Origin of the sequence: Mycobacterium parmense, from assembly GCF_010730575.1 — a bacterium.
Taxonomy (GTDB): domain Bacteria; phylum Actinomycetota; class Actinomycetes; order Mycobacteriales; family Mycobacteriaceae; genus Mycobacterium; species Mycobacterium parmense.
This window is the reverse complement of record NZ_AP022614.1, coordinates 523,928-543,987: the sequence shown is the minus strand read 5'-3', so window position 1 is coordinate 543,987 and position 20,060 is coordinate 523,928. Positions and strand designations below refer to the sequence as shown.

Annotated in this window: 18 protein-coding genes; 10 read left to right on the top strand and 8 right to left on the bottom strand. The window is 68.9% G+C overall.

What is annotated here, in order from left to right; translation table 11 throughout:
- Positions 1–67: 67 nt before the first annotated feature.
- From G6N48_RS02455 to G6N48_RS02435, 5 genes are read right to left on the bottom strand one after another with little or no spacing between them, the layout of a single operon-like run.
- Complete coding sequence (locus G6N48_RS02455; protein ID WP_085267324.1) at positions 68–1,516, bottom strand: vWA domain-containing protein; 1,449 nt, start codon at positions 1,514–1,516, stop codon at positions 68–70.
- A 7-nt stretch (positions 1,517–1,523) separates the two neighbouring features.
- The gene (locus G6N48_RS02450; RefSeq protein WP_085267323.1) at positions 1,524–2,399 is read right to left on the bottom strand and encodes an AAA family ATPase; all 876 of its coding nucleotides are present in this window, start codon (positions 2,397–2,399) and stop codon (positions 1,524–1,526) included.
- A 27-nt stretch (positions 2,400–2,426) separates the two neighbouring features.
- Entirely contained in the window at positions 2,427–3,686 is a 1,260-nt protein-coding gene (locus G6N48_RS02445; protein WP_085267322.1) for a glutamate-5-semialdehyde dehydrogenase, read from the bottom strand.
- Positions 3,687–3,705: 19 nt separating this feature from the next.
- A complete protein-coding gene (locus tag G6N48_RS02440; RefSeq protein WP_085267321.1) occupies positions 3,706–5,151 on the bottom strand; it encodes a mechanosensitive ion channel domain-containing protein in 1,446 nt (481 codons plus the stop codon).
- Positions 5,148–7,241 (bottom strand): adenylate/guanylate cyclase domain-containing protein, encoded by a 2,094-nt coding sequence (locus tag G6N48_RS02435; protein ID WP_232066742.1) that lies wholly within the window; start codon positions 7,239–7,241, stop codon positions 5,148–5,150. Before G6N48_RS02435 ends, G6N48_RS02440 begins: the two co-directional genes overlap by 4 nt.
- A 273-nt stretch (positions 7,242–7,514) precedes the next feature.
- Between G6N48_RS02435 and G6N48_RS02430 the strand changes: the two genes are divergently transcribed.
- Positions 7,515–8,393: a ribokinase gene (locus G6N48_RS02430; protein ID WP_169718423.1), complete on the top strand. Its 879-nt coding sequence runs from the start codon at positions 7,515–7,517 to the stop codon at positions 8,391–8,393.
- Here the strand turns inward: G6N48_RS02430 and G6N48_RS02425 are convergent, their stop codons facing one another.
- Positions 8,394–9,212 (bottom strand): GntR family transcriptional regulator, encoded by an 819-nt coding sequence (locus G6N48_RS02425; RefSeq protein ID WP_085267339.1) that lies wholly within the window; start codon positions 9,210–9,212, stop codon positions 8,394–8,396.
- 91 nt (positions 9,213–9,303) lie between these two features.
- On the opposite strand from G6N48_RS02425, the gene G6N48_RS02420 reads away from it, so the two are divergent.
- The 6 genes from G6N48_RS02420 (at position 9,304) to G6N48_RS02395 (ending at position 14,496) form a co-directional block, all read left to right on the top strand.
- Positions 9,304–10,734, top strand: a complete 1,431-nt coding sequence (locus G6N48_RS02420; RefSeq protein ID WP_085267319.1) for an MmgE/PrpD family protein — start codon at positions 9,304–9,306, stop codon at positions 10,732–10,734.
- 14 nt (positions 10,735–10,748) lie between these two features.
- Entirely contained in the window at positions 10,749–11,630 is an 882-nt protein-coding gene (locus G6N48_RS02415) for an isocitrate lyase/PEP mutase family protein (RefSeq protein WP_085267318.1), read from the top strand.
- A complete protein-coding gene (locus tag G6N48_RS02410; protein ID WP_085267317.1) occupies positions 11,621–12,868 on the top strand; it encodes a 3-isopropylmalate dehydratase large subunit in 1,248 nt (415 codons plus the stop codon). The genes G6N48_RS02415 and G6N48_RS02410 overlap by 10 nt, the downstream gene beginning before the upstream one ends.
- The gene (locus tag G6N48_RS02405; RefSeq protein WP_085267316.1) at positions 12,865–13,434 is read left to right on the top strand and encodes a LeuD/DmdB family oxidoreductase small subunit; all 570 of its coding nucleotides are present in this window, start codon (positions 12,865–12,867) and stop codon (positions 13,432–13,434) included. The genes G6N48_RS02410 and G6N48_RS02405 overlap by 4 nt, the downstream gene beginning before the upstream one ends.
- Positions 13,431–13,979 carry a YbhB/YbcL family Raf kinase inhibitor-like protein gene (locus G6N48_RS02400; RefSeq protein WP_085267315.1) on the top strand — a complete coding sequence of 183 codons (549 nt, stop codon included), beginning with the start codon at positions 13,431–13,433 and terminating at the stop codon, positions 13,977–13,979. Before G6N48_RS02405 ends, G6N48_RS02400 begins: the two co-directional genes overlap by 4 nt.
- 109 nt (positions 13,980–14,088) lie before the next feature.
- Positions 14,089–14,496, top strand: coding sequence for a hypothetical protein (locus tag G6N48_RS02395; protein ID WP_085267338.1), 408 nt, complete (start codon positions 14,089–14,091; stop codon positions 14,494–14,496).
- 25 nt (positions 14,497–14,521) lie between these two features.
- Here G6N48_RS02395 and G6N48_RS02390 read toward each other — a convergent pair whose 3' ends face one another.
- Positions 14,522–16,564, bottom strand: a complete 2,043-nt coding sequence (locus G6N48_RS02390; RefSeq protein ID WP_085267314.1) for an NAD(+) synthase — start codon at positions 16,562–16,564, stop codon at positions 14,522–14,524.
- A 59-nt stretch (positions 16,565–16,623) separates the two neighbouring features.
- On the opposite strand from G6N48_RS02390, the gene G6N48_RS02385 reads away from it, so the two are divergent.
- Together G6N48_RS02385 and G6N48_RS02380 are read left to right on the top strand one after the other, a co-directional pair.
- The gene (locus G6N48_RS02385) at positions 16,624–17,160 is read left to right on the top strand and encodes a cysteine hydrolase family protein (RefSeq protein ID WP_085267313.1); all 537 of its coding nucleotides are present in this window, start codon (positions 16,624–16,626) and stop codon (positions 17,158–17,160) included.
- A gap of 29 nt (positions 17,161–17,189) precedes the next feature.
- Positions 17,190–18,038: an NAD-dependent protein deacetylase gene (locus G6N48_RS02380; RefSeq protein ID WP_085267312.1), complete on the top strand. Its 849-nt coding sequence runs from the start codon at positions 17,190–17,192 to the stop codon at positions 18,036–18,038.
- Positions 18,039–18,044: 6 nt separating this feature from the next.
- Here G6N48_RS02380 and G6N48_RS02375 read toward each other — a convergent pair whose 3' ends face one another.
- Complete coding sequence (locus tag G6N48_RS02375) at positions 18,045–19,310, bottom strand: cytochrome P450 (RefSeq protein ID WP_085267311.1); 1,266 nt, start codon at positions 19,308–19,310, stop codon at positions 18,045–18,047.
- A 105-nt stretch (positions 19,311–19,415) separates the two neighbouring features.
- Here G6N48_RS02375 and G6N48_RS02370 point away from each other — a divergent pair, with 105 nt between their 5' ends.
- Positions 19,416–20,060 (top strand): TetR/AcrR family transcriptional regulator, encoded by a 645-nt coding sequence (locus tag G6N48_RS02370; RefSeq protein ID WP_085267310.1) that lies wholly within the window; start codon positions 19,416–19,418, stop codon positions 20,058–20,060.

The following is a 20,060-nucleotide window of genomic DNA, read 5'->3' as shown; positions in this document are numbered from 1 at the left end:
CCTCCCCCGATCCGTCGGCGGGGCTGCCGCGCCGCCGGGGTGAGGGCCGCGCCGGCCTCGGCGTCGATCAGACCGGCAGCAGCTGGTCGATGACCGCGGCCAACTGCTTGGCCGAGCGGCACTCGTGCATGGTGATCACCTCTTGGTAGCGCGGCACCGCCGAGTCACCGCTACCCCACAGGTGTTTGGGTTCGGGATTGAGCCAGTGCGCGTGCCGGCTGGCGGTCACCATGTGGGCCAGCAGCTCGGTCTCCGGGTTGCGGTAGTTGGTACGCCCGTCGCCGAGCACCAGCAGCGAGCTGCGCGGCGACAGCACGTTGGGGAAGGCCTGCTGGAACGTGGCGAACGCGTTGCCGTAGTCGGAGTGCCCGTCGCGGCTGTACACGCCGGCCTCCCGGGTGATCCGCTGGATCGCCACGGCCAGGTCGGCCTCGGGCCCGAACATGTGGGTCACCTCGTCGGTGGTGTCGATGAAGGCGAAGACGCGAACCCTGGAAAACTGTTGGCGCAGCGCGTGAACCAGCAGCAGGGTGAAGTGGCTGAAACCGGCGACGGAGCCGGACACGTCGCACAACACCACCAGTTCCGGGCGCGCCGGGCGGGGCTTGGCCAGCACGACGTCGATCGGCACACCGCCGGTGGACATCGACTTGCGCAGCGTTTTGCGCAGGTCGATCGACCCGGCGCGGGCGCGCCGCCGGCGGGCGGCCAGCCGGGTCGCCAGCGTGCGCGCCAGCGGCTGCACCACACGCCGCATCTGGCGTAACTGTTCGCCGGAAGCACGCAGGAACTCGACGTTCTCGGAAAGTTGCGGGATGCCGTACATCTGGACGTGCTCGCGGCCGAGCTGCTCGGCGGTGCGGCGCTTGGTCTCGGCGTCCACCATCTTGCGTAACTGCGTGATGCGCTGCGCGGCAAGCGCTTTGGCGATCTGCTCCTGGGTGGGCGTGGGCTCGTCGCCGTAGGGCGCGAGCAGGCCCGCGAGCAGCTTGCCCTCCAGCTCGTCGAGCGCCATCGCCTTGAGCGCCTGGTAGGACGAGAACGACGGACCGCGGCTGGAGCTGTATTTACCGTAGGCCTCGACGATTCGGGAGATCATCGCGACCAGCCGCTCATCCATGTCGGCCAGGTCCGGGTTGTCGGTGAGCAGGTCCACCAGCATCTGGCGCATCGCCTCGATGTCCTCGGGCGGCAGCGAGTCGTCACCCGGCGTGTCGGGCGCCCCCTCCTCCAGGACCACCGCGCGGGTGCCCAGCGCCGCCGGAAACCACAGGTCGAACATGGCGTCGTAGGTCTCGCGATGGTCCGGCCGGCGCAGCACCGCGCAGGCGAGACCCTCGCGCAGCACCTCGCGCTCGGCCAGGTCGAGCGCGGCCATCACCCGGCCCGCATCCACCGTCTCCGACGGACCCACCGAAATGCCGGCTGCGCGAAGGGCTTCCACGAAACCGACCAGGTGGCCGGGCAGCCCGTGCGGGGCGATCGGACGGGCGGGGCGGATGCGTCGGGCGGCCATCAGCGCCCTAATTCAGCCGCAGCTCGCCGCTGGCGCGCTGCTGGTCGGATTGATGTTTGAGCACCACGCCGAGCGTCGCGGCGACCACCGCGTCGTCGATGGTGTCCAGACCCAGCGCGAGCAGCGTGCGGCCCCAGTCGATGGTCTCGGCGATGGACGGCACCTTCTTGAGCTGCATCCCGCGCAGCACACCGATGATGCGCACCAGCTCGGCGGCCAGGTGCTCGGGCAGCTCGGGGACGCGGGAGAGCAGGATGCGCCGCTCGAGTTCGGGACTGGGAAAGTCGATGTGCAAGAACAGGCATCGACGCTTGAGCGCCTCGGAAAGCTCGCGGGTGGCGTTGGAGGTCAGCAGGACGAAGGGCGCGCGCTCGGCGGTCAGCGTGCCCAGTTCGGGCACGGTCACCGCGAAGTCGGATAGCACCTCGAGCAGCAGGCCCTCGATTTCGATGTCGGCCTTGTCGGTTTCGTCGATCAACAGCACGGTCGGTTCGGTGCGCCGGATCGCGGTCAGCAGTGGACGCTGCAGCAGGAATTCCTCGCTGAACACGTCGTCCTTGGTCTGGTCCCAGTCACCCGAGCCGGCCTGAATACGGAGTATCTGCTTGGCGTGGTTCCACTCGTAGAGCGCGCGGGCCTCGTCCACGCCCTCGTAGCACTGCAGCCGCACCAGGCCCGAGCCGGTGGCCTGGGCGACGGCGCGGGCCAGTTCGGTCTTGCCGACGCCCGCGGGACCCTCCACGAGCAAGGGCTTGCCGAGCCGGTCGGCGAGGAACACCGCCGTCGCGGTGGCCGTGTCGGGCAGGTAGCCGGTGCCGGCCAACCGTCGCGAGACGTCGTCGATGTCGGCGAACAGCGGGACGGACCGGGCGGGCACGCTCACAATCGGTTTCTCCTAAGGCAACAGGCGTCAGACGGGGCGAATCTGCCCGTCTCCCCACGCGATCCATTTGGTCGAGGTCAGTTCCGGCAGCCCCATCGGTCCGCGCGCATGCAGCTTCTGCGTCGAGATGCCGATCTCGGCGCCGAAACCGAATTGCTCGCCGTCGGTGAACGCCGTCGACGCGTTGACCATCACCGCGGCGGCGTCGACGCCGTCGGTAAAGCGTTGCGCCGCAGCCATATTGCTCGTCACGATGGCCTCGGTGTGTCCGGTGCCGTACTCGTTGATGTGGGCGATGGCAGCGTCGATCCCGTCGACCACTGCCACCGCGATGTCCATCGACAGGTATTCGCGGCGCAGGTCGTCCTCGCCGGCCTCCCCCTCCGAACAGAGGTGCACCCGCACGCCGGCGTCCTGCAGGGCGCCCACCAGCCTGGGCAGCGCGTGTCCGGCGATCGCGGCGTCCACCAGCAACGTCTCGGCGGCGTTGCAGACGCTGGGCCGTCGCGTCTTGGAGTTCAGCAGGATGCGCTCGGCGACGTCGAGGTCGGCGCCCTCGTGCACGTAGACGTGGCAGTTGCCGACTCCGGTCTCGATGGTGGGCACCTGCGCGTCGCGCACGACCGCGTCGATCAGCGTGGCCCCCCCGCGCGGGATGACCACGTCGACCAGGCCGCGGGCCTGAATCAGGTGCGTCACGGTGGACCGGTCGGCGGCCGAGAGCAACTGGACCGCGTCGGCCGGCAAGTCCTCGCTGACCAGCGCGGCGCGCAACACCTGGACGAGCGTTTGGTTGGACCTGGCCGCCGACGAACTGCCGCGCAGCAGCACGGCGTTGCCGGACTTGAGCGCCAATCCGAAAGCGTCGACGGTGACGTTGGGCCGGCCCTCGTAGATCATTCCGATGACCCCGAGCGGAACCCGCTGCTGGCGCAGGTGCAGCCCGTTGGGCAGCGTATACCCGCGCAGCACCTCGCCCACGGGGTCGGGCAACCCGGCGACCTGGCGCAGACCTGCGGCCATCCCCTCGACGCGCTTGGCGTTGAGCGCCAACCGGTCGAGCATCGCGGTCGGGGTGCCGACCGCGCGCGCCACTTCGAGGTCTTCGGCGTTGGCCGCCAGGATGAGCCCGGTGTGGCCCGCGACGGCATCCGCGGCGGACCGCAGAGCCTGGTCCTTGGCGACGGTGGGCAGCAAAGCCAGGGCGCGGGAGGCCACCCGGGCGCGGCGAGCGGCGTTGTGAACCTCTTGGCGCAAGTCAGGGAGCGCGGGTGCTTGCACACTCATCGATCCAGGGTAGCGGGCCTTAAACGGTCATGTGAGGCGGCCCGCTGTTGATCACCTGCGCGCCCTTGCGGTTGCGGCGCGTCGCCTGCCGCACCTTGCTTTGCCGTTCGTCGATGAGCCTGCCCAGGTCCTGCAGCAACGCGGGCTTGTTCATCACGACCTCCTCGAGGTCGTCCCGCTTGATCTGCAACGCGGTCACCTCGTCCAGCGCGTAGGCGCCGGCCAGGTTGGGCTGGCGGGTCAGCGCGGTCAGCCCGAGGAATTCCCCCTCGTCCAGGGTGCTGACCGGTATCGACGTCCCGTCCGGCGCGGTCGCCGTCAAGCGCACCCTGCCGGCGATCAGGAAGGTCATCCCGGTGGACACCTCGCCGGCTCGCTCGACCAACTCGTCGGCGCCATAGCGAACGACGCGTGCGCGCGCGACCAGCGATTGCTGGTCGGCGAGGCTCAGCCGCAAAGCCGGCGCGACGACCTTGCGCAACGCATCCTCCACACGGTGTGTCGTGGAGAAGTCGTCACCGGCGCCGTCGAGGTGAAGGCGCTCCCGGCGCGCGGCGTACCAGACCCACCGCAGGAACGTGGCCTGGGCGGCCGTCGCGTCCGCCGGCGACATCAACCTGACCGTCGTGCGGTACTCGCCGGCGCCCATCGGCACGGCGATGGGCGGGACCACCCCCGTCTTGAGCTGCGGCAGCGCTGCGGCAACCCCAATCAGCAAGGCGCACACCTTGTCCGGGGAGTCGGCGACGGCGAACTTGGTGGTGATGTCGCAGTCGTGCGCGGCCGACGGGCGACTGAGGTTCGTGAAGGAGGTGGTGGCCAGCACCGAGTTCGGCGTGATCCGAATGCCGCTTCCCGTGTCGATATGCACTGCCCGCCAGTTCACTTCGACCACACGCCCGCGGGCCGACGGCGCGTCCAGCCAGTCGTTGATCCGGAACGGCTGCTCGAAAAGCATGAACAGGCCCGACACGATCTGGCCGACGGAGTTCTGCAGCATCAGGCCGATGACCACCGAGGTGACGCCCAGCGCGGTGAACAGGCCACCGACCCGCACTCCCCAGACGTAGGACAGAATCAGCGCCAGGCCGACGCCGATCACCGCGAAGCGGCCGACGTCGAGGAAGATGGCGGGCAACCGTTTGCGCCAACTGCCCTCCGGCGCGCCGTCGAAGACCGTCGCGTTGAACCCGGACAGCAGCAGCACCAGGACAAGGAAGCCGAACACCGTGGTGAGGATCCGCACCAGCTCGGTGCCGGCCGGGATCTGCCAGGCATTGACGATCAGCAGCAGGAACGCGGTGAGCGGCACCAGATAGTTGCGCAGCAGGCTCACCTGGCGCGCCAGGCGACTGTTCCGCCGGACCAGCGCGTGCTGCAGCTCGGTGAGCAGGATCATGGCGATCGGGAACCCGATCGCGATACCGACACCCCAGTAGAACCACGACGTATGGAATGCGTTCATGACCGCTCCGTCAACCGGTAGATGGCCTGCTCGCTACCCCCGACCGAGATGGTGCCGCCGGGCGTGAACTGCCGCACGTCGCGCATCACGTCGTAGACCTGCGAGGTCACGTAGATCCCGGGTTGCGGTGCACCGCTGTGCATCTGGTAGGCCAGGCTCACCGCGGCCCCCCACATGTCGTAGATGAGGCTCGACCGGCCCACCAGCCCGCTGACGACGTTGCCGGTGCTGATGCCCACCCGCAGGCCCAACTGGTGACCGGTCTGGCCGTTGAACCGCTCGATGATGTGGCGCATCTCGAGGGCGAAGTCGACGCTGCGGTGGATGCTGTCCAGTCGGGGGGTGATCACGCCGCAGCTCGCCAGGTAGCCGTTGTGGAAGGTGCGAATCCGTTCGACGCCAAGGGCTTCGGCAGCCGAGTCGAACTGACGGAACAGCTCGTCGATGATCCCGACCAGTTCGTTGCCCGAGACGTCGTCGGAAATCTCGTCGAGGCCGACGACGTCGGCGTAGATGATGGCGACGTCCTGGTGCTTCTGGGCCACGGTCTCCTTGCCCTCGCGGTACCGTTGCACCACCGACTCGGGCATCAAGGCCAGCAGCAGGGCGTCGTTTTCGCGGCGCTGCTCGTTGAGCAGTTCGTCCTTGATCGCGAGGCTTCGGCTCATCTCGTTGAAAGCCGCCGTCAGATCACCGATTTCGTCGCGCGACTTGACGGGGATGTTGACGTCGTAGTCGCCGGAGCTGATCTTCTGGGTGCCGGCCTGCAGCCGCCGGACCGGCCGCAGCATCAACTGGGCAATCAGCATCGACGCGATGCACACGGTGAAGACCATCGCCGTGACCGCGACGACGAGTGTCTGGCTGAACTTTCCGAGCCGGGCAAACGCATCGGAGTCGTCCCGGGTGGCCAGAACCGCCCAGTGCAGATCGGAATTGGGCACGTCCAGCGGCGCGTAGGCCTCCAGCTCCCTGTTGCCCATGTAATCGGTGGCGCTGACGACTCCGGTCTGTCCCCGCAGGGCGGCGCGCAGCCCAGCCGTCCAGACCGGTTGCACCAACGTCGTGCCGCCCAGCCGGATCGCCTCGTTGACGACGTCGGGCGGGGTGCCGGACTCGATCGCCTCCCGCTTGTATTCCTGCGGGTCCTGCAGGAACAGTCGCGAATCGGAACGCATCAGGCCGTCGGGACCCGCCAGGTACGTCTCGGTCGACGGGCCCATGCCGGCCTGTTCCCAGTGCCCGTTGGCGGTCATGATCCGGTTGAGTTTCGCGATGGGTAGCGGCAGGGCCATGACGCCGTCGATCTTGCCGTTCATCCCGATCGGAGACACCACCCACGCCGTCGGGGCGTCGAGTTGCGGCTGGTACGGCTGGAAGTCGGTGATCCAGACGAAGTTGATGTCGTTTGATGCCATCGCTTTTCGGTAAGCCTCGCGCAGGTTCGATTCGCGGTACGGCCCGTCGAGGATGTTGGTCCCCAGGTCCGGTCCCTTGTTCACGGTGTAGACGACGTTGCCTTGCGCGTCGAGCAGCATCGCGTCGGGGAAGTCGAAACGGGTGACGATGTTGCGCAGGTAGAAGCCGTAGCGCGCGTTGGCCGCCGACCATGCGCTGCCGTCGCCCGCATCGTTGACGGCCCGGGCGTCGGCCTGCGAGCCGAATGGCGCGGTGTAATACGCCTGAAGGTATTTCTGCGCATTGGAACTCGGCAGCACCAGATTCAGATCTATGGTGTCGCCGGTTATTCGCTTGATCGGTTTGATCATGTCGTTGGTGTAGTGGTCGACGAGGGCCTGTTGCTGGGCCGGCGTGATGGTCGCGTTCGCCAATTGGTTCATCCCGGCGCTGAACGCATTCACCGCCTCGACGATGCTGAATCCGCCGCTGTAAACAATCAGCGAGCCGGTCACCTCCTTGAACAGCGCCTGCACCTGCCGCCGCTGTGACTCGCGAAGTTCGATCAGCCGCTCGGACTCGACCTGCCGCAACGCACTTCGGCCGGACAGTGCCCCGATCAGCCCGATCATCGCGATGGACAGGATGCTGCAGACCAGCAGCAGCACCAACAGCTTGGACTGGATGCCGATGCGAAAGAACCGGCGGCGCCGGAATTTCTCGGTCTTGGCCGCCTCGCTCTCCTCGACACCCCCGGTGTCGGTCGGGGTTGTTTCGGCGGCCGGGCCGGATCCTTTTAGCGCGCTCGTTGTCAATGGCTTCCGCCTCTCTGGACACAATCAGCACCGCTAAAGCAGCAGACTATCGCGCGTATCTCGAGATATCGGCATTTGCCGCGCAGCGCTCGGCGGCGAAAACGCCGGCGGGAGGCGCCTCGAAGACCCGCCGGCCTGACTAACGTCGAAATGGTGACACACGTCTGCGTGGTGGGAAGCGTGAACATGGATGCGACCTTGCGAGTCGACGCGCTGCCACGTCCGGGAGAGACGGTGCTGGCCTCGTCGGTGAGCCACGCCCCCGGGGGCAAGGGCGGCAACCAGGCCGTCGCGGCGGCCCGCGCGGGCGCGCGCGTGCAGTTCGTCGGTGCGATCGGCGACGACGCCGCCGCCGGGCAACTTCGGGAGCACCTCTGCGCCAACCGTGTCGGGCTCGACGCGACGGTGACACTGCCCGGCCCGAGCGGAACGGCGGTCATCGTGGTCGACGCCGGCGGCGAAAACACCATCGTGGTGGCCCCGGGAGCCAACGGCCGGCTGACGGTGGACGCCGGCGGGGCGCGGGCAGTGATCACCGCCTGCGACGTCTTGTTGGTGCAGTTGGAGATACCGGTCGCGACGGCGGTGGCGGCGGCGCGGCACGCCCGATCGGCCGGGGCGGTCGTCATGGTCAACGCGTCACCGGGGGGCCAGGATCCGGCGGCGCTGGCCGAACTCGCGTCCCTGGCCGATGTGGTGATCGCGAACGAGACCGAGGCCGACGAATGGCCTTTCACACCGGAGCACCTCGTGGTGACGCTGGGCGCGCGTGGCGCCCGGTACGTCGGCGCCGACGGCGAGGTCGCCGTGCCCGCGCCGGCGGTCAAGGCGGTGGACACCACCGGGGCGGGCGACGTGTTCGCGGGAACCCTGGCGGCCAGTTGGCCACCCGGCCCGGGCTCGCCGGACCAGCGGCTGCGGGCGCTGCGGCGCGCCTGCGCGGCCGGTGCGCTGGCCACCCTGGTGCGTGGCGCCGGCGACTGCGCCCCGGACGCCGAAGCGATCGACGCGGCCGTGCGGGGGGAGTGACTACAACGACGGCGACCCGCCGCGCACGTCGTGCGCGATGGTGAGGCCGTCGGCCATCTCTAGCTCGTCGCCCGACTGGCTCAGCAGCACGCGACTGCGGCTGGGCGACAGCAGGGCCGAAAGATGGTGATGCGGCGCGCCGGCCACGAACACCAGCCGGCTGACGCGCAGCAGCGCGGCGCCGATCGCGGTGTCCAGCAGGCGTGCGTTGCGCGGGCCCGCGATCTCGGCGGTGATCTCATGTCGCACGCGGTCGGTGACCACGCCCGCTCTGGTCAGCAACTGGTAGAGCGGCGCACGCCGCAGCGCGGGCTCGGTCAACGTGTCGGCCAAGGCCTCCGGCAGCCATGCATCGCTCACGATCAGCGGCTCACCGGTCCGGCGCTGCCGTCGCACGCGGACGATGTGCAGCAGCTCACCGGGGGTCTCGAGCGCATCGGCGACGAGCCGCGGGGGGCGGCGGATGCCGAGTTCGACCACGTCGACCTCGGTCTCGAATTGCGTCTGCCGCAGACTCTCCATGTAGGAGCTGCCGGACTCCGACACATCCGCGGGACCGTGCGAGCGCACGAACGAACCGATGCCCTGCCTGCGCTCGATGTATCCCTGCGCGGCCAGGTCCGCCAGCGCCCGTCGCACGGTGATGCGGGAGACCCCGAACTGTTCGCACAGCGTCTGTTCGGTGGGCAACGCGTCGCCGGGAGCCAGGACGCCGCGGTCGATCTCGTCGTGCAGCACCAGGAAGAGCTGCCGGTGCAGCGGCACACCGGCGACGCTGGACACCGTCGCCGCCCTGTCGCTGTTCGCCTGCACGGTCATGAATGTTTCCACACCCCGGCCCTTGCACCCTTCCCTGAGTTGTTATATGACTATAACAACTCAAGACGTTCGGGAAGGCGAGGCGATTCCGATGACCGCGCTTCGGCAGCAGCCGGCCACCGATCCGGCGGGGCCCACCGGGCGGCTGGCCACCTGGGTCGCCGACATCACCCTCGACCAGGTTCCGCGGCAGGTCGTGGACCGGGCCAAGCACCTGCTTCTCGACGGTCTGGGATGCGCGCTGGTGGGCGCCCAACTGCCGTGGTCCCGAGTCGCCACCGACGCGCTGCTGGGCATCGAGGGCGCGGGCGATTCCGTCGTCATCGGCACTGGGCGAGTCACCAGCCCGCCCGCCTCCGCCGTCCTCAACGGCACCTTCATCCAGGGCTTCGAGCTCGACGACTTCCATCCGATCTCGCCGCTGCACAGTTGCTCGCTGCTCATCCCCGCGCTGCTGGCCACGGCGTCCACGCGCCCACGGCCGACCACGGGTCCCGACCTGCTGCTGGCCGCGATCGCCGGCTTCGAGGTGGGCCCGCGGGTCGGCTACACGCTGCACGGCACCCAGATGCTGGATCGCGGCTGGCATTCCGGATCGGTGTTCGGCACCCATTCGGCCGCCATGGCGTCGGGGAAGCTTCGCGGCCTGTCCCCCGCTCAACTGGAGGACGCGCTGGGCCTGGCGGGCACCCAGTCGGCCGGGCTGATGGCCGCGCAGTACGAGGCCATGAGTAAGCGCATGCACCACGGGCTGGCGGCACGCAACGGCTTCTACGCCGCCGGCCTCGCCGCGGCCGGCTATACCGGCATCAAGCGGGTTTTCGAGCGCGAATACGGCGGATTCCTCAGCGTTTTCGGCGAAGGCCACGATCCGCAAGCCGCCCTGCTGACCGACCGGCTCGGGCAGCGCTGGGAGACCACGGTCATCATGGTCAAGTCATACGCCGCCATGGGCGGCCTGCACGCCGCCATAGACGCCGCCCGCCAATTGCGCAATGCGATTGCGCCGGAGCGGATTTCGAAGGTGGACATCACCGTCGGCGAGACCGTGTACAAGCACGGGTGGTGGCCCCCGGAGCGGCCGCTCACGCCGATCGGCGCCCAGATGAACATCGCGTACGCGACCGCCGCGGCGCTGCTCGACGGCAATGTGCTGCCCGAGCAGTTCAGCCCGGCGCGCCTGGACTCCGACGACATCTGGTCGCTGATCGCGGCGACGAGGGTGCACCTGGACGAAACCCTGGCGGACGCCGACGTCACGGAGAAGTTCCGCACCGACGTCGCCGTCACCACCCGGGACGGGCAGGTGCACCGCGCCCGCGTGGCGCTGCCGCACGGGGCGCCCAACGACCCGGTCACCAACGACGAACTCGTAGCGAAGTTCCACGCCCTGGCCGACCGGGTGACCAGCCGTGCGCGCGCCCACGCGATCGAGCGCGCGGTGATCGGCCTCGAGGCGCTGGACGACGTGGGCGAGTTGGTCGACCTACTCGCCGCCCCGGTCGCCGGGGCGCTCGACTGAAAGGGATTTCCACCGTGACCACAGCTGCCCGCAAGCGGCTCAAAGACCTGCTTTCCACCGATGATTTGATCATTGCGCCAGGTGTTTTCGACGGCATATCCGCGCAGCTGACCAAACGCACGGGCCACGTCGCGGCGTACATGACCGGGGCGGGAGTGGCGGCGTCGGGCTTCGGGTTGCCCGACATCGGCCTGGTGACGGCCGCGGAGATGGCCGAGCGCGCCCGGGTGATCGCCGGCGCGCTGGGTGACGTCCCGCTCATCGCCGACGCCGACACCGGTTACGGCGCACCCATCAACGTGGTCCGCACCGTCCGCGCCTACGACGCGGCGGGCGTGTCCGCAATCCAACTGGAAGACCAGGTCTTTCCCAAGCGTTGCGGCCACCTTCCGGACAAGCAGGTGGTCGACGCGGCGACGTTCGAGCAGACGCTGGCCGCCGCACTGGATGCCCGGTCCGACGACGACCTGCTGGTGGTGGCCCGCACCGACGCGCGCGCCCCGCTGGGGCTGGATGCGGCGATCGAACGCGCCAACCGGTACGCCCGGGCCGGCGCGGACATCGTGTTCATCGAGGCGCCGCAGGATGCCGACGAAATCGAGCGCATCGCAAGCGAAGTCGACGCCCCGCTGTTGATCAACCTCGTGCTCGGGGGCATGACTCCCCTGGACTCGGCGGCGCGGCTGCAAGAACTCGGCTACGCAATCGCGATCTACCCGTCCAATCTGCTGGCGCAGGCGAGCTTCGGCATGTTGCAGAGCCTCTGCGAACTCAACGGCACCGACCTCGCCCCGCATCTTCCCGCCAACCCGGCCGACTTCTTCAACCTGGTCGGGATGGCCGAGTGGCGGGAGCTGGACCGCAAATTCGCACGCAAGGACGCCTCATGGGCATGACCGTCATCGAGAAGATCTTCGCCCGCAAGGCGGGTCTGAACTCGGTGTCACCGGGGGACACCGTGGTGGTGGACGTCGACATGACCGTCCTGATCGACCTGCAGTTCGCGACGATGTGGCTGACGCCCAACCGGATCCACGACCCCGACAAAATCGCCGTCGTCATGGACCACGCCGTACCGGCACCCACCATCAAGGACGCCGCCGGCGGGCGCAACGCCCGCGCGTTCGTCGCCGACTTCGGCATCGAACGGTTCTACGACGTCGGCCGGCACGGCATCTGCCACCAGGTCATCGCCGAGAACGGCCTGGCGCGACCGGGAGAGGTGTTGGCCTGCACCGACTCTCACACCTGCGCCGCGGGCGCCTACAACACCGCGGCGCGCGGCCTGGGACCCGCCGAGATCTACTCGATCATGTGCACCGGCAGCACCTGGTTCCAGGTCGCGCCGACCATCCGCTACCACTTCACCGGCGTCAAGCCTCTCGGGGTGAGCGGCAAGGACATCTTCCTGCACATCGCCGATAAGTACGGCGACGCGACCAACCTCAACCTGGAGTTCGGCGGCCCCGGCCTGGCCGGCATCCCGATGCACGACCGGCGCACCATCGCCACGCAGGGCGCCGAGGTGTCGGCCGACTTCAGCACCTTCGAGCCCGACGACGTCCTGACGTCGTTCCTCGAGGAGCGTGGGGTCACCGGATTCGCCGCCGCGGCGCCCGACCCCGATGCTGCATACCACGACGTGCGGCCCGTTGACCTGGGAGAGCTGGAACCGTATGTGGCCCGCCCCGGCACCGTGAGCCGCAACGGGCTGCCCGTCTCCCGGCTACACCGGCAGAAGGTCGACCAGGCGTTCATCGGATCGTGCGCGAACGGTCAGCTCGAAGATCTCGAGATCGCGGCGAACGTGCTGCGCGGCAAAACGGTCGCCCCGGGGGTGCGGTTGTTGGTCACGCCGGCCTCCCAGGCCGTCTACCGCGAGGCGATGCGGCGTGGCTACCTGCAGGACATCACCGACGCCGGGGCCGTCGTCACCAACTCCACCTGCGGCGCCTGCTTCGGCTATCACATGGGAGTGGTCGGACCGGGCGAGGTGTGCATCACCGCCAGCACGCGCAACTTCACCGGGCGCATGGGCAGCACCGAGGCCGAGATCTACATGGCCTCGCCCGCGACGGTCGCCGCGTCCGCGGTCACCGGCTACATCACCGATCCGAGGAGTGTGACGGCATGACGCACGATGCGCTGACGTTCAGCGGCAGGGTGTGGGTGTTCGGCAACAACCTCAACACCGACGCGATGTATCCCGCGTTCGCGATGAAGATGGAGCCGGCCGAAGCGGCCAGGCACGTGTTCTACGAGGTGCGTCCCGGTTGGACCGACCAGGTGTCGCCGGGCGACATCGTGGTCGCGGGCAAGAACTTCGGGGTCGGATCGTCACGTCCGGTGGCGGCGCTGTTCGTCGAGCTCGGGATCGCCGGGCTCGTCGCCGAGGAGTTCAACTCCCTGTTCTTCCGCAACGCCGTGAATTCCGGGCTCCCGGCGATGACCGTTCCCGACGCCACCGCCGTCTTCCACGAAGGCGACACCGCGACGTTCGACCTTCGCGCCGGCGCGTGGCGCAACGACAGCACCGGCGCCGCGGGCACCGTCGCGAAACTTCCCGAGCTCATCCTCGAGATCATCGCCGGCGGCGGCGTGCTGCCACGACTGGTCGAGCAGGGATACCTGCCCCCCGAGCTCGGGGACCTGCTCAAGTCTCCCGCCGTGGCGATGCGCGGCGCCGGGAGCGGCGCGTGATCGTCCCGGGCAGACTCCTGCGGCGTGTCCGGGCCGGCGCGGAGCGCAGCCCACTCAACGGTAGCGGCTTCTGCGCGCCGGAATCGATCACCGTGACCAGCCCGGCCTTCTCCGACGGCGGCGCGATGCCCGCGTCCAGCGCCGGCAAGGGCGTCGGCGACAACATTTCGCCGCCGCTGCGCTGGACCGGCGTGCCCGCTGCGACCAGTCAACTCGTGCTCATCATCGACGACGTCGACGTCCCGCTGCCCCGGCCGTTGCTGCACACCGTCGCGGTGCTCGAGCCGGGCCTTGGCGGCGTCGACGCCGGCGGCCTGCATCCCGGCGCCGACAACATCCGGTTCACCCGCGCGGATCTCGGCCACCGAGGCTACGCCGGACCCCGGCCGATCCCGGGGCACGGGCCCCACCACTACCGATTTCACCTCCTCGCCGTCGACCAGCGCATCGGCGAGGGCATCACGACGGCCAGGGCGCTGCTGGCCGCGGTGCGCGGACACGTGCTCGCCCGCGGCGTCCTGACGGGCACCTACGAGCGGGGCTGAACCCGCACCGGCCCGCGGTTGGCAGTAATTGGCAGCTTCCGCCGCCGACTTGGCAGTGGCTGCGGGGCACCCTCGGGACGTGACCGCAATCACCGTCGAAAGGAAGACCATGTCCGCCATCACCACCGACCGCACCAGCACCGGCGACGCTCTTCTGCGCCTGACAATGCGGGCCGACGCCGTCATCAGCGGCCTCGCCGGCATAGTCGGCGTCCCGCTGGCCGGATGGCTGGCGCGAAAGTCGGGCACCACCGAAGCATTCGAATACGGTCTGGCCGGCTTCCTGATCGCCTACGGGACGGTCGTGCTGGGGTTGGCCGCGCTGCCGTCCGTGCGCAGGACCGGGCTCGGCGTCGTGGTCGCCAACCTGCTCTTCACGGTGGCCGCCGTGGTTCTGGTGCTCGAGCACGTCTTCCCGTTGACCACCTTCGGAGTGGCCGGCACACTGGCGTCCGGCGTGTACACCCTGGTGTTCGCCGAACTGCAGTATCAGGGCTGGCGCCGCGCACGGGCCTAACCCGTCGTGCTCAGCGCGGCCGGCGTCACTCGTCGGGCACTTCCCGTTCGATCTCGTCGAGCCAGATGCGCGCCGGCATGTCCGACGGCGCGCGCCAATCCCCGCGCGGCGACAACGAGCCTCCGTAGGACACCTTGGGGCCGTTCGGCAGGGCCGAGCGCTTGAATTGGCTGAACGAGTAGAACCGCTGCACGAAGACGGCCATCCAGTGCCGAATCTCCTTGAGCGAGTAGGACGGCCGCTTGTCCTCGGGGAAGCCGGGCGGCCACTTTCCCGCCTCGGGATCCCGCCAGGCGTGCCAGGCCAGGAACGCTATCTTCGAGGGCCGGAACCCGTAGCGCAGCACATGGAACAGCGAGAAGTCCTGCAGCGCGAACGGGCCGACCTTGGCCTCGCTGCTCTGCAGCTCTTCCTCCTCGCCGCTGGGGACCAGCTCCGGGGTGATCTCGGTGTCGAGCACGGATTGCAGCACCTCGCACACCTCCGGCTCGAACTGACCGGACGAGATGACCCAGCGGATCAGGTGCTGGATCAGCGTCTTGGGCACCCCCGCGTTGACGTTGTAGTGCGACATCTGGTCGCCGACACCGTAGGTCGACCAGCCCAGCCCCAACTCGGAGAGGTCGCCGGTGCCCAGCACGATGCCGCCGCGCTGGTTGGCCAGCCGGAAGAGGTAGTCGGTGCGCAGACCGGCCTGCACGTTCTCGAAGGTGACGTCGTAGACCTTCTCCCCGCGTGCGAACGGGTGGTCGATCTCCTTGAGCATCAGCTTCGCCGTCTCGGTGATGTCGATCTCGGCGAACGTGACCCCGAGCGCGCGGCACAGTTCGATCGCATTGCGCTTGGTGCGCTCGCCCGTCGCGAAACCGGGCAGCGTGAACGCCAGAATGTCTGCGCGCGGGCGCTCTTCGCGATCCATCGCGCGGGCGGCGACGATCAGCGCGTGCGTCGAGTCCAGTCCACCGGAGATGCCGATGACGACCTTGGGGTAATGCAGCGCGCGCAACCGTTGCTCCAGCCCCGCGACCTGGATGCTGTACGCCTCGTAGCAATCTTGCTGCAGCCGTTGCGGATTCGCGGGGACGAACGGGAAGCGCTCGACCGTCCGGCGCAGGCCGATGTCGCCGGAGGGTGGGTCGAGCCGGAATTCGATGCGCCGGAACGACTCCGCCGAGCCGCGGTGGTGGCGCCGGTTGTCGTCGAAGGTCCCCATGCGCAGCCGTTCGGAGCGCAGGAGCTCGGTGTCGACGTCGGCGACGCTGCGCCGCTCCCCCTTGGGGAATCGCTCGGACTCGGCGAGCAGCGCGCCGTTCTCCCAGATCATCGTCTCGCCGTCCCAGGCCAGGTCGGTGGTCGACTCGCCCTCGCCCGCCGCCGCGTAGACGTAGGCGGACAGGCACCGCGCCGACGCGGAGCGGGCCAGCAGTTTGCGGTCCTCGGAGCGCCCGATGGTGATCGGGCTGCCGGACAGGTTGGCCAGCACCGTCGCACCGGCCAGGGCCGCCTCGGCGCTGGGCGGGATCGGCACGAACATGTCCTCGCAGATCTCGACGTGCAGCACGAGACCGGGTAGGTCGGCGGCGGCGAACAGCAGGTCGGGGCCGAACGGCGCCTCGATCCCGCCGATGCGGATCACGCCGCGCTCGTCGTCTCCCGGCGCGATCTGGCGGCGCTCGTAGAACTCCCGGTAGGTCGGCAGGTACGACTTGGGCGCCACCCCCAGCACCGCGCCGCGATGGATCACCACCGCGGTGTTGTAGATGCGGTGCCGGTGCCGCAGCGGGGCACCGACGACCAGGACCGGCAGCAGCTCGGTGGACGACGAGACGATCTGGGCGACGGCAGCTTCGACGTCGTCGAGCAACACGTCCTGCAAGACGATGTCTTCGATGGAGTACCCGCACAGCGTCAGCTCGGGGAAGACGGCCACCGCGACGCCGTCGTCGTGGCATTCGCGCGCCAGCCGCAGGACCGACGCCGCATTGGCCGCCGGGTCACCGATCGCGACGCGATCGGTGCACGCGGCGACCCGGACGTAACCCTGGCTGTAAGCGTTGTAAAAGTCCATGGCCCTTCCATTGTCGCCTGTCACGTGTCAACTCGTGACCGCCGGGTATCAATCCAGCCATGAGCGACACTGCCGTCTTGGTGATCGACATGATGAACAGCTATCAGCATCCCGACGCCGAAGAGTTGATACCCAATGTCGCCAAGATCATCGACCCGCTGACCGAACTCATCCGCCGCGCGCGCGAGTCCGACGACGTGGACCTGATCTACGCCAACGACAACTACGGCGACTTCACCGCGCAGTTCTCCGACATCGTGCGCACGGCGTGCGAAGGCGCGCGACCCGACCTGGTGGAGCCGATCGTGCCGGGCGATGCGTGCCGGGTCATGACCAAGGTCCGGCACAGCGCGTTCTACTCCACGGCCCTGGGGTACCTGCTGAACCGGCTCGGCACCAAGCGGTTGATCCTGACCGGTCAGGTCACCGAGCAGTGCATCCTCTACTCCGCCCTGGACGCCTATGTGCGCCACTTCCCCGTCGTGATCCCGACCGACGCGGTCGCCCACATCGATGCCGAACTGGGCGCGGCGGCGTTGCGGATGATGGAGAGCAACATGTCCGCCGAGCTGTGCACCGTCGGAGACTGCCTCTGACCGTCCGCCGGGTACGTACCCTGGGTGGGGTGAGGGACCGCAGCGCAGAATCACCTGAGCTGATCGCGCTGCTGGCCTGCCGGCGCGTCGCGGTGCTGACCGGCGCGGGGATCTCCACCGACTCCGGCATCCCCGACTACCGGGGCCCCGACTCGCCGCCCAGCAACCCCATGACCATCCGGCAGTTCACCTCGGATCCACTGTTCCGGCAGCGGTACTGGGCGCGCAACCACGTCGGTTGGCGGCACATGGACGACACCCTGCCCAACCCCGGACACCGCGCGCTGGCCGCGCTCGAACGCGCCGGTGTGGTCAGCGGCGTCATCACCCAGAACGTTGACCTGCTGCACACCAAGGCCGGTGCCCGAAACGTCGTCAACCTGCACGGCACCTACGCGCGGGTGGTCTGCCTGAGCTGCGGCCACACGATGAGCCGCGCCGCGCTGGCCGACGAACTCGAGGCGCTCAACCCGGGATTCATCGAGCGTGCCGCGAAAGTCGGTGGGCTGGCGGTGGCTCCCGACGCAGACGCCGTGGTCGGCGACACCACGTCGTTTCGCTATCTGGACTGCCCGCACTGCGGCGGAATGCTCAAGCCCGACATCGTCTACTTCGGCGAGAGCGTGCCCAAAGAAACTGTCGACCAAGCGTTTTCACTGGTGGATGGCGCGGACGCGCTGCTGGTCGCCGGCTCGTCGCTGACGGTGTTCTCCGGCTATCGTTTCGTGCGGCACGCCGCGGCCCGCGGCATGCCGGTGGCGATCGTCAACCGCGGCCGGACCCGCGGCGACCATTTGGCCACCGTCAAAGTCGACGGGGGCTGCTCGGAGCTGCTGGCGTTGCTGCTCGACGAGTTGGTGCCGGTGGCCCGGCTCTAGAACGCGTCAGAACGCGCAGGGCATGCTGCGAATGGCGTGGATGAAGTTGCCCGGCACGTAGGCCGGTTCCCCGGCCCGGATGTCCGGCAGCTGACGCAGCAATTCGCCGAAGAGCGCGCGCAACTGGGCCCGGGCCACGTGCGCGCCCAGGCAGAAGTGCACGCCGCCGCCCCCGAAGCCGAGATGCGGGTTCGGGTTGCGGCGCAGATCGAACCGTTCGGGATGGTCGAACGCCGCGGTGTCCCAATTGCCCGACGAATAGAACATCACGACCTTCTCCCCCGCCCTTATCTTTTGGCCGCCCAGCTCGAAATCCGCTGCGGCCGTGCGGCGGAACGTCATGACCGGGGTGGCCCACCGGATGAATTCCTCGACAGCGGTGCCGATGCGATCCTCGAACGCCCCGCGCAGCCATGCCCGCTGCGCCGGGAAATCGGTGAGCGCCTTGAGCGCGTGGCTGGCGGTCTGGCGGGTGGTGTCGTTGCCGGCCACCGCCAGCAACACGAAGAACGCGGCCACCTCCGCGTCGGACAACCGGTCGCCATCCACCTCGGCATGCACCAGGCTGCTGATCAGGTCGTCACCGGGGTGTTCGCGTCGCTGCGCGGCCAGCATGCCCGCAACCGAGTGCAGATAGGTCTGGTTTTCGACCAGGACCTCCAGCGGGTTGCGTCCGTCGAGGTAGACGGGGTCGCCACTGGACACCAGCGCGTCGGCTGCCTGCGCGACGCGCTGACGCTCCGACTCGGGGATGCCGACCATGTCCGACAGCGTGCGGATCGGCAGTTCCTTGGCGCAGCGGTCGACGAAGTCGGCGCCGCTGCCCGCGGTCTTCAGCTCGTCGACTATCGCCCTCGCGTTGGCCCGGATCGAGTCCTCGATGCGGCGGACCTGTCTCGGGGTGAACGCGGCGCTGGCCAGCTTGCGCAGCTTCGTGTGTCGCGGCGGGTCCATCGCCAGGAAGGACTGCGACGCCTCGAGCAGTTCGACGGGGATGTTCTCGAACATGACCCCGCGCCCCGACACGAACACCTCGTTGTTGCGGCTCACGGCGACGATGTCCTCGCGGCGGGTGATCGCCCAGTAGCCGGGGTCCGCGGGATCGTGCAGGAGTGCGTCCTGGACCGGGGGATGCCAGCTCACCGGCCGCTTTGCCCGCAGGACCGCGAACGAGCGCTCCCGCTCGGCCGCCGTGGTGGACCAGAACGCCCGCGACGACAGGTCGATCTCGTCGTAGGCGCGGCTGCCCGGCTCGCGCGTCGTGGCTGTCATCGTCGCTCCTCCACCGCCTTATGACCCCCGTCACACATCCGGATCGACACTATGCTTAGACAGAACGTCTAGTCAACATGTCGAAGGAGCCGCTATGCTCCCGGCATGCCGTCGGTCACCCGGAAGCCGCAGGCCGGCCGCGAGCAGCGGCGCGAGCAGATGGAACGCCGGCTACTCGAAGCCACCGAGCGGCTGATGCGCGACGGCGCCAGCTTCACCGAGCTCAGCGTCGACCGGCTGTCGACCGAGGCCGGCATCTCGCGCGCCAGCTTCTACATCTACTTCGAGGACAAGGGACACCTGCTGCGCCGCCTCGCCGGTGAGGTGTTCGGCGACCTCGCCGCCGGCGCACAGCGCTGGTGGGGCGTCGCCGGCCGGCGCAACCCCGACGACGTCCGGGCGGCGATGACCGCCATCATCGCCAGCTACCGGCGGCACCAGGCGGTGCTCGTCGCGCTCAACGAGATGGCCGCCTACGACCCGCCGACGGTGCACATCTACCGCGACCTGCTGACCGGCATCTCCGGACAGCTCGCCCGCGTCATCGCCGACGGCCACGCCGACGGCTCGATCCGCCGCAGCCTGCCCGCGGCCACCACCGCCAGCGCGCTGACGTGGATGGTGGAACGCGCGTGCCAGCAGAACCTGCCCGCGCAGTCCGCGGACTACGACGGCGAGCTGGCCACCACCCTGGCCGAAATTGTCTGGGGTGCACTGTATCTGGAAAAGGCAGGAACACCGGGCGCCTGA